Annotated in this window: 2 protein-coding genes; both read right to left on the bottom strand. The window is 56.4% G+C overall.

The genetic code is table 11. The features are described 5' to 3' along the window. Nucleotides 1-65 precede the first annotated feature (65 nt). The gene (locus AC1DPR_RS31875) at nt 66-1031 is read right to left on the bottom strand and encodes a Bug family tripartite tricarboxylate transporter substrate binding protein (protein ID WP_477818012.1); all 966 of its coding nucleotides are present in this window, start codon (nt 1029-1031) and stop codon (nt 66-68) included. A 326-nt stretch (nt 1032-1357) separates the two neighbouring features. Further along, on the bottom strand, nt 1358-1553 hold a 196-nt coding region (locus AC1DPR_RS31870), incomplete at its 5' end, for an aldehyde dehydrogenase family protein (protein WP_477818011.1).

The raw sequence follows: 1553 nt of genomic DNA, 5'->3' as shown, positions 1-1553 counted from the left end.
TTGGTCGTACCGCGTCTGCGAGATGAACTCGCCGTATCTGCGAGAAAGGCTTGCGTTCKTCATCWTCAWTCCATCTTGATGTTGCTTTGYTTGGCSACSTCACCCCAGCGATTGGTCTCCTTGACAAGGAACTGTTTGAACGCGTCGGGGGTACTGACTTGGGGCGTGAGGGAGATCTTGTCGAGCGCGCCGGTGACTTCAGGCTGCGCCATCACGCTCGCGACTTGCTGACTCAGGTCTGCGGCCTCTTTCACCGGTAGCCCCGCCGGCGCAACGAGCCCCTGCCAACTCGTCATGACAAAGTCGCCACCAACCTTCTCGTCGATAGTCGGAATATTCGAGAGCTGCTCAACACGCTTCTGGCTTGTTACAGCCAAAAGGCGGATCTTTCCTGCCTTCACGCCCATGAACGCCCCTGGTAGGGTGAGCATGGCGACATCCACCTGCTTGCCCATCAAGGCTGTTACGAGGGCGTTTGCTGAAATGAATGGGACGTGGGTCATCTTGATACCCAGCCGGTTATTCAGCATCTCCATACCTAGATGGTTCCCCTGGCCGATGCCGGATGAGCCATAGTTGAGCGATCCAGGATGGGCCTTCGCCGTTTTCTCCAGATCTGCGAGGCTATTGATACTGGAATCTGACGGGACCGCGATCACGAATGCCGACTCTGCCAACTTGGCGACAGGCGTGAAGTCCTTGATGGGGTCGTAGCCCACTTTCTGGTAGACGTGAACGTTGCTGGTGTGGCTAGTGGAGACGACGAGTAGCGTGCGTCCGTCTGGCTTGGCATGGGCCACCTGAGCAGTCGCAATGTTTCCGCCAGCTCCCGGCCGGTTCTCCACGATATACGGACGCTTTTGTGCAGAGCTGAGCTTCTCAGCCAGGATGCGAGCAAGGACGTCGATGTTTCCGCCCGGCGCCGATGCAACGATAATGCGTGTTGGTACGCCACCTGAGTCTGCTGCCGCCCCGAAGGCCGACAAGCAGATTCCTGCGAGAAGCAGTTGTCGCAAAATTATGTTCGTCACTTCTGTCTCCTACATTTCAAAGGGATGCGTCCGCAGCTGGTTAGCAGGTCGATCCTCGCCCATCTTTTCGGGGCGTTTTGGGGGCACTCACATCGCAAACGTGGACTCCATGCCGATCTATTCTTCGGAACCAGTTCCGATATATAGAGATCGATAAAAGGATCCCCTAAAGGTAGAGGCAGAAGTACGGACCTACCGGTATGCAGTCAAATCCGGTGTCATCAAGGCGAAGCCACGTGGTGAAAAAGGGCGCGCAAGACCGGTCAGGAAAGGACCGACTTCTTGCGCAAAGGAGATCACCACCTTGAATCGGATTGCTTCTGGTTTCAGGGCATGAAGCCCAGGAGTGCCTTCGTTTCCAAATACTCTTCCAAGCCAAACACCCCCATTTCTCGACCGTTGCCAGACTGGCGATAACCTCCCATTGGGGCCACGTAGTTGGATGCCGCACCGTTATAGAAAATGCGCCCTGCCCGCATCCGCGCGGCAAGCTTGCGCGCACGTTCGCTATCCGATGAGAAG

The sequence above is a fragment of the Rhizobium sp. 01T417 genome, assembly GCF_056398905.1.
The sequence above is the reverse complement of the archived record's forward strand: the minus strand, read 5'-3'. Positions and strand labels throughout refer to the sequence as shown.